General features: G+C 71.7%; 9 protein-coding genes. 6 read left to right on the forward strand and 3 right to left on the reverse strand.

Annotated elements, in window-relative coordinates; genetic code table 11:
* From VNL12_RS02405 to VNL12_RS02415, 3 genes are all read right to left on the reverse strand, one after another.
* Positions 1-372 (reverse strand): aminotransferase class V-fold PLP-dependent enzyme (locus VNL12_RS02405; RefSeq protein ID WP_325591194.1); only part of this gene is annotated, 372 nt, incomplete at its 3' end.
* A gap of 152 nt (positions 373-524) precedes the next feature.
* Positions 525-1,106 (reverse strand): hypothetical protein, encoded by a 582-nt coding sequence (locus tag VNL12_RS02410; protein WP_325591196.1) that lies wholly within the window; start codon positions 1,104-1,106, stop codon positions 525-527.
* 38 nt (positions 1,107-1,144) lie between these two features.
* Positions 1,145-1,876 carry a helix-turn-helix transcriptional regulator gene (locus VNL12_RS02415; protein WP_325591198.1) on the reverse strand — a complete coding sequence of 244 codons (732 nt, stop codon included), beginning with the start codon at positions 1,874-1,876 and terminating at the stop codon, positions 1,145-1,147.
* Between the two features lie 92 nt (positions 1,877-1,968).
* Between VNL12_RS02415 and VNL12_RS02420 the strand changes: the two genes are divergently transcribed.
* From VNL12_RS02420 to VNL12_RS02445, 6 genes are all read left to right on the forward strand, one after another.
* Positions 1,969-3,123, forward strand: coding sequence for an Mrp/NBP35 family ATP-binding protein (locus VNL12_RS02420; protein WP_325591199.1), 1,155 nt, complete (start codon positions 1,969-1,971; stop codon positions 3,121-3,123).
* A gap of 119 nt (positions 3,124-3,242) precedes the next feature.
* Entirely contained in the window at positions 3,243-3,482 is a 240-nt protein-coding gene (locus tag VNL12_RS02425) for a hypothetical protein (protein ID WP_325591201.1), read from the forward strand.
* Positions 3,479-3,817: a type II toxin-antitoxin system PemK/MazF family toxin gene (locus tag VNL12_RS02430; protein WP_325591203.1), complete on the forward strand. Its 339-nt coding sequence runs from the start codon at positions 3,479-3,481 to the stop codon at positions 3,815-3,817. Before VNL12_RS02425 ends, VNL12_RS02430 begins: the two co-directional genes overlap by 4 nt.
* Positions 3,818-3,991: 174 nt before the next feature.
* Entirely contained in the window at positions 3,992-5,422 is a 1,431-nt protein-coding gene (locus tag VNL12_RS02435; protein ID WP_325591204.1) for an aspartate aminotransferase family protein, read from the forward strand.
* 62 nt (positions 5,423-5,484) lie between these two features.
* Positions 5,485-5,715 carry a DUF3107 domain-containing protein gene (locus VNL12_RS02440; RefSeq protein WP_325591206.1) on the forward strand — a complete coding sequence of 77 codons (231 nt, stop codon included), beginning with the start codon at positions 5,485-5,487 and terminating at the stop codon, positions 5,713-5,715.
* Between the two features lie 47 nt (positions 5,716-5,762).
* Positions 5,763-6,556: ArsA family ATPase (locus VNL12_RS02445; protein ID WP_325591207.1), on the forward strand; the 794-nt coding region annotated here is incomplete at its 3' end.

Consider the following 6,556-nt stretch of genomic DNA (forward strand, 5'->3'; position numbering starts at 1 on the left):
CGCGTCGGGATCGACGCGCCCGCACCCGTCGACGCCGACGACGCTGATCTCCCCGTGGCGGGCGGCCGCGGCGGTGACCGCTGAGTGCTCCACCGCGGTCAGGACCTGGTGGGTGCCCCGCCCGGCCCCACCCCACGCCACGGCGGCGATCGCCTCGGTCGCCCCGCTCGTGAAGACGACCTCACGGCCCCGGGCGCCCACCAGGTCTGCGACCCGGTCACGCGCCTGTTCGACGGTGACCCGGGCGTGCATGCCCTCGGCGTGGATGCGCCCCGGGTCGCCGGTCGGGGCGGCGAGGGCCTCGATCATGGCGTCGCGGGCCTCGGGCCGCAGGGGCGAGGTGGACGCGTGGTCGAGGTAGTGCCGGATCATCCGGGCCAGTCTGCCGTCGCGGTCCATGACGACGTGTCGTCGGAGATCTGGTGACGGGTCGTCACGACCAGCCTGCCGGGCTGGCGATGACGACCGATGGGCGGGGACCCGGTCGTGCCGCGTCCCCGCCGCTGAGGCGAGCGAGGGGTGGCTCAGGCTCCGTCATCGTCGTCGTCGGGGCAGTTCTCGACCACCCACTCGTCGACCCGGTCCGACGCGGGCTCGATCTTGGAGGTGTCGAACCCCTCGAGCGCAGCCTCGGCCTCCTCGATCGTGGCGGCGTCGGCGATGAGGACACCCACCTCGTCGAGGCCCTCGAGGACGGTTTCCACGTCGTCGGCGATCTCGTCGGGAGCGACGTCGCCGAGCCCCTGGGCGGCCTCGACGAGCGCCACGTAGCCAGCCTTCAACCCCTCGATGGTGGTGGGGTCGAACTCGTCGTCGATGTCGTCGAGTGCGGCCTCTGTGGCGCAGAACTCGGCGTCCTCCCCGGCGGGTGCGGGGCCGTCAGGCTCGGTGGTGCCGTCGGGGGCCGAGGACTCCGTCGTGGTCTCGTCCTCGGTCGTCTCGCTCGGCTCGTCGGTCGAATCGGTCTCGGTCGTCTCGGCCTCGGTCGTGTCGCGCTGCTCGGTCGTGGTCGTATCGGCGCTGACGTTGTCGCCGTCGTCCCCGCAGCCGGCGAAGACGAGGAGGAGGCTGACGGCTGGGGCCAGGAGGGTCAGGCGGCGGGGCATGGAGGTCCTAGGGGCGGAAGATGGCCCCACAACCTAGGTCACCCCGTGATGCCCGTGATGCACACCACGTCGCCGCGTGCGAGCGACGCCATGGTCTCGGGCCGGGCGTCGGCGTCGGCCGCAAGGGTGGCGAGCAGGCCGCGGACCATGCCCCGGTCGACGGCGCAGATCACCGGGTGCTCGATGGCCACGTTGCCGAACGGACAGTGCTCCGAGACGATCCGCAGCGCGCCGCGAGTGTCCTCGGCGTGGGCCGCGAACCCATGGGCGCTCAGGGCATCGGCGGCGGCGTGGAGCGCGGCCTTGGCGCTGCGGGGAGCGTCGTCGTCCATGCGGTCGGCCATGGCTCGCCCGTAGTGCTCGCCGACCTCCTCGGCCACGCGCTCGGCCCGCTCGGGGCCGAGCTCGGTGAGAGCCCGGCCCAACAGGGCCATCAGCACCTCGTCGTGGCGGACGGGGACGTCGAGCTCGACCTGCTCGGCGGTGGTGCGGTACCGCTTCGAGGGCCGTCCCACCCCGGCGCCGCCGGTGCGGTCGACGGTGACCTCCAGGTGCCCGGCGCCGGCCAGCTTGTCGAGGTGGTGGCGCGCCACGTTGGGGTGCAGGCGACACGCGGTGGCCACCTCGGCTGCGGTGACCCCCTCGGCCCGTTCGTGAGCGAGGAGGTAGATGCGCCGGCGGGTCGGGTCACCGAAGCTTGCGGTGATGGCGCTGACCGCGGAGGAGAAGTCGGTGGGGGACAGCGGCGGGCTGCCGGGTGCGGAGGGCACGCCGGTATCCTACTGAAGGCTCCGGTCGGCGCCTCGGGCGGTCGACGCACCGTTCCGGCGCGATCCGGACGCCCTCGCGTACGACTGCCCCCATGGAGCTCCCTGTGCCCGCCACCGAAGCCGATGTCCTCGAGGCCCTGCGTCCCGTCCAGGACCCCGAGCTGCATCGCAGCATCGTCGAGCTCGGGATGGTGAAGGGCATCGCCATCGACGGCCCCACCGTGGCGGTGCGGGTGGCGCTCACCATCGCCGGCTGCCCGCTGCGGGCCGAGATCACCAACCGGGTCACCGAGGCCGCCGTCGCCCTCGACGGGCTCGAGCGGGCGGACATCGACTTCACGGTCATGACCGACGAGGAGCGCGCCGCGGTGCGCGAGCTCATCCACGGTGACCCTGGCGCCACCGCCGGCAGCCAGGCCGCCCACGGCCACGCCGAGGGCCGGGCCATCCGCTTCGCGGATCCCGAGTGCCCCACGCGCGTGCTGCTGGTGGCGTCGGGCAAGGGCGGGGTCGGCAAGTCGTCGGTCACCACCAACCTGGCCATCTCCCTCGCCCAGCGGGGCAAGTCGGTCGCCGTGGTCGACGCGGACGTGTGGGGCTTCTCGATTCCCCGCATGCTCGGCGTCGAGCACCCGCCCGCGGTCATCGACGGCATGCTCGTGCCGCCCGAGACCCACGGCGTGCGCTGCATCTCCATGGGTTTCTTCGCCGAGGAGGACACGCCGGTCATCTGGCGGGGCCCGATGCTCCACAAGGCGCTCGAGCAGTTCCTCACCGACGTCTTCTGGGACGACCCCGACTTCCTCATCGTCGACCTGCCCCCCGGCACCGGCGACATCTCCATCTCCCTGGCCTCCTTCCTGCCCCGGGCCGAGGTCTACATCGTCACGACCCCGCAACCCGCGGCCCAGCGGGTGGCCCAACGCGCCGGGTTCATGGCCCAGAAGGTCAACCTGACCGTCAAGGGCGTCATCGAGAACATGAGCTGGTTCACCGGCGACGACGGCCAGCGCTACGAGATCTTCGGCTCCGGTGGCGGCGAGGAGCTCGCCGAGCGCCTCGAGGCACCCCTGCTGGGCCAGGTCCCCCTGCTCGCCGAGCTAAGAGAGGGCGCGGACGGCGGCCGCCCGATCGTGGTCACCGACCCCGACGGAGAGGCCGCCGCCGCCTTCGCCGCCATCGCTGAGACCATCGACGTCTCCCTGGCCCCCACCCGGCGCTACCACCGCGAGCTCAAGATCGTCTGACCAACCCGAAACTGCCACCCTGCTCGGGCTGTGCGGCGCACCAGGGTGGCCAGAACGTCCGCCCGAGCCTGTTGCAGCTCGGTAGACGGAGAGATCGACATGGACGTAGCCTCAGCCCCATGAGCACGACGATCCGGGTCAGCGAGCAGACACGTGACCGCGTCGCCGCCATCGCCGCCCGCACGGAGCGGCCGATGACCGCAGTCCTCGACGACGCCCTCGACGCCCTGGAGCGGCGCGTCTTCTTCGCCGACTTCAACGACGGCTGGGGCCGGCTCCGCTCCGACGCGTCGGCGTGGGCTGAGATCGAGGCGGAACGGAACCTCGAAGCCAGAGCACTTCCCGACGGCGGGTATTGACGCCCCGGCGGGGCGAGGTCTGGCTTCTCGATCTCGGCGATCCCGTCGGGCACGAGCAGGCGGGGCGCCGCCCGGCTGTGATCGTCTCCGACGACGCCATGAACGAGGGCCCGGCCGGGCTGGTGATCGTCGTCCCGGTCACCACCGCGAGGCGTGGGCTGCCGTCCTACATCGAGCTGGACGACCCCGGGACGGGCCTCGACGAGGTCAGCTACGCCAAGTGCGAGGACATCACGTCTGCGTCCGACCGCCGCCTGATCGCCCGTCTGGGGCATCTCCCGCCCGCCGCACTGGCCGACATCGAGCGGGCGCTCCGCTACCTGCTGCGCCTCTGATCGTCGAGCCCGAGCAGCGGGCCGCGCTCGGAGGCGGCGATGCTCAAGCTCCGCGGCATGGGCCCCGTGTCGCGCCCAGCTGACCCCAAGTCCCCCGTGGCGGCGGACATGGGTCCAAAGCTCGGGGGCCGGCCTACGATTGGCGGACACCACCTCGGAGGGACCCACACACACATGGCCAACGACCACCCCTACGCCGAGCGCTACGGAGTCAACCGGCGGATCCCCGAGATGGGGCGCCCCCGCGACGAGGTGCTGGCCGAGCTGCGGGAGATGGCCACCGCTGAGGATGAGACGTGGGAGTCGGGCACCTGCTCGGGGACCATGTACTGCGGCGACCACGAGCACTACGACTTCCTCAACGAGGCGTTCGGGATGTACGCCCACGTCAACGCGCTCCAGCGCGACATCTGCCCCAGCAACACCCGCTTCGAGGGCGAGATCATCGCCATGACCCTCGACATGCTCCACGCCGAGGCCGTCACCGACACCGAGCCCGCCGGCATCGTCACCAGCGGCGGCACCGGGAGCATCTGCCATGCCGTGCTCGCCTACCGCGACCACGCCCGCCAGACCCGGGACATCACCGCCCCCAACCTGGTGAAGCCCGAGACCGCCCACCCGGCCTTCGACAAGGGCTGCCACCTGTTCGGCATCGAGGTCCGCAACGCCCCGATCGACCCCGAGACGACCCTCGTCGACGTGGCCGCCATGGCCGCGCTCATCGACGGGAACACCATCGCCATCGTCGGCTCCGCCTGCAACTACGGCTACGGCACCATCGACCCCATCGGGGAGCTATCCGAGCTCGCCCTCGAGCGGGGCGTCGGCCTCCACGTCGACGGCTGCCTCGGCGGGTTCATCCTCCCCTGGGGCCAGGAGCTGGGCTACGACATCCCCACCTTCGACTTCCGCCTGCCCGGCGTCACCAGCATCTCGGCCGACACCCACAAGTACGGCTACGGGCTGAAGGGCACCTCGGTCGTGTCGTTCCGCGACAAGGCGCTGCGCAACAGCCAGTACTTCTTCCTCACCGGTTGGACCGGTGGGAAGTACTGCTCGCCGGGCATGGACGGGTCGCGCTCGGGCGGCATGCTCGCCTCCACCTGGGCGGCGATGGTCAGCATCGGCCGCGAGGGCTACCTCGGCTACGCCCGGGCGATCTTCTCCACGGCCGATGCCCTGAAGGCGGCGGTGCGCTCGCACCCCGCGCTGCGGATCATGGGCGACCCCACGTTCTGCTTCAGCTTCACGAGCGACGCCTTCGACATCTACCACGTCAACGACGCCATGCGCCGCAAGGGTTGGCGCTTCAACGGCCAGCAGTACCCGAACGCCATCCACATGGCCGTCACCCGCCCCCAGACCCAGCCCGGCGTGGTCGAGCGCTTCACCGTAGACCTGGCCGAGGCCGTGGCCTACGCCAAGGAGCATGCGGACGAGACGCCGTCGAGCGCGGCGGTCTACGGCGGGGTGGCGGGCGGCCTCGACGACGAGGCCGATGAGTTCATCCGCATGGTGATGGGCGACATGATGGACCGCCAGCAGAGCGTCCCCGCCAAGGACCCCCTCGCCGGTGACGCCGGAGCCCTCCGCCCGGAGTGAGGGGTGGGTCGGCGCGCCTCGGTACGATGACCCCGCCCGCCGCCCGCTCAGAGGAGAGCCCCGTGGACGTCCGCATCGGAGTCACCTACACCGCCAAGGAGCTCGAGGTGGAGCTCCCCGACGGCGCGGAGGCGGACTCGGTCAAGGCGGAGGTCGAGGCCGCACTCTCGAGCGGTGGTGTCCTCTGGCTCACCGACCGCAAGGGCCGCTGCGTCGGCGTGCCGGCCGAGAAGGTCGCCTACGTCGACCTCGGTCCCGCGGCGAGCGACCGCCGCATCGGCTTCGCGGGCTGATCCACCGGCACCTGTCCGTCCGGCCACCGCCTCCGAACCCCGGGCCGATGCCCCTCGACCTGCTCGACCGCCGACTGCTGTTCGTCACGGGCAAGGGCGGCGTCGGCAAGTCAACGGTCGCCGCCGGGCTGGCCCTGCTCGCCGCGGAGCAGGGGAAGCGCACCCTCGTCTGCGAGGTCGACGCCAAGGCCGGCCTGGCCGGCTTCTTCGAGTCGTCCCACACCGGGTTCACCCCCGCCGAGGTGCAGCCGCGCCTCTTCGCCATGTCGATGAACACCGAGGAGTCGTTGAAGGAGTACCTGAGCCTCCAGCTGAAGCTCCCCCTCGTGGCCCGCATCGGCCCGCTGGCGCGCACCTTCGACTTCGTCGCCAACGCCGCTCCCGGCGTGAAGGAGATCCTCACCGTCGGCAAGCTGGCCTGGGAGGTCGTTCAGGAGCACTACGACCTGGTGGTGGTCGACTCGGTGGCGAGCGGCCACATCGTCGGTCAGCTCGCGGCCCCCAAGGGCATCAACGAGCTGGTGTCGGTCGGCCTGGTGCGCAACCAGACGGCCTGGATGCTCGACGTGCTCGAGGATCCGGCGCGCACCGGTGTGGTCATCGTCGCCGCCCCCGAGGAGATGCCGGTCAACGAGACGATCGAGCTCTCGCAGCGGCTCCGCGCCGAGACCCGGGTCGACCTGGCCGCGGTGATCGTCAACCGGGTCCTGCCCGAGCTCTTCGGCCGGGACGAGGAGGATCTCTTCGAGGTCCTGCGCGTGCCCGAGCGGGTCGCCGTCCTCGACGACGCCCTCGGTGGTGACGTCGGCCCGATCCTCGACGCGGCCGAGCTGGCCGTGAC

The organism is Iamia sp., assembly GCF_035575815.1.
In the GTDB taxonomy this organism is placed as follows: domain Bacteria; phylum Actinomycetota; class Acidimicrobiia; order Acidimicrobiales; family Iamiaceae; genus Iamia.

Excerpts from the sequence above, each read along its gene's own strand:
- VNL12_RS02435 (WP_325591204.1), top strand. The coding sequence starts at position 3,992 with ATGGCCAACGACCACCCCTACGCCGAGCGCTACGGAGTCAACCGGCGG.
- VNL12_RS02425 (WP_325591201.1), top strand. The coding sequence starts at position 3,243 with ATGAGCACGACGATCCGGGTCAGCGAGCAGACACGTGACCGCGTCGCC.
- VNL12_RS02420 (WP_325591199.1), top strand. The coding sequence starts at position 1,969 with ATGGAGCTCCCTGTGCCCGCCACCGAAGCCGATGTCCTCGAGGCCCTG.
- VNL12_RS02410 (WP_325591196.1), bottom strand. The coding sequence starts at position 1,106 with ATGCCCCGCCGCCTGACCCTCCTGGCCCCAGCCGTCAGCCTCCTCCTC.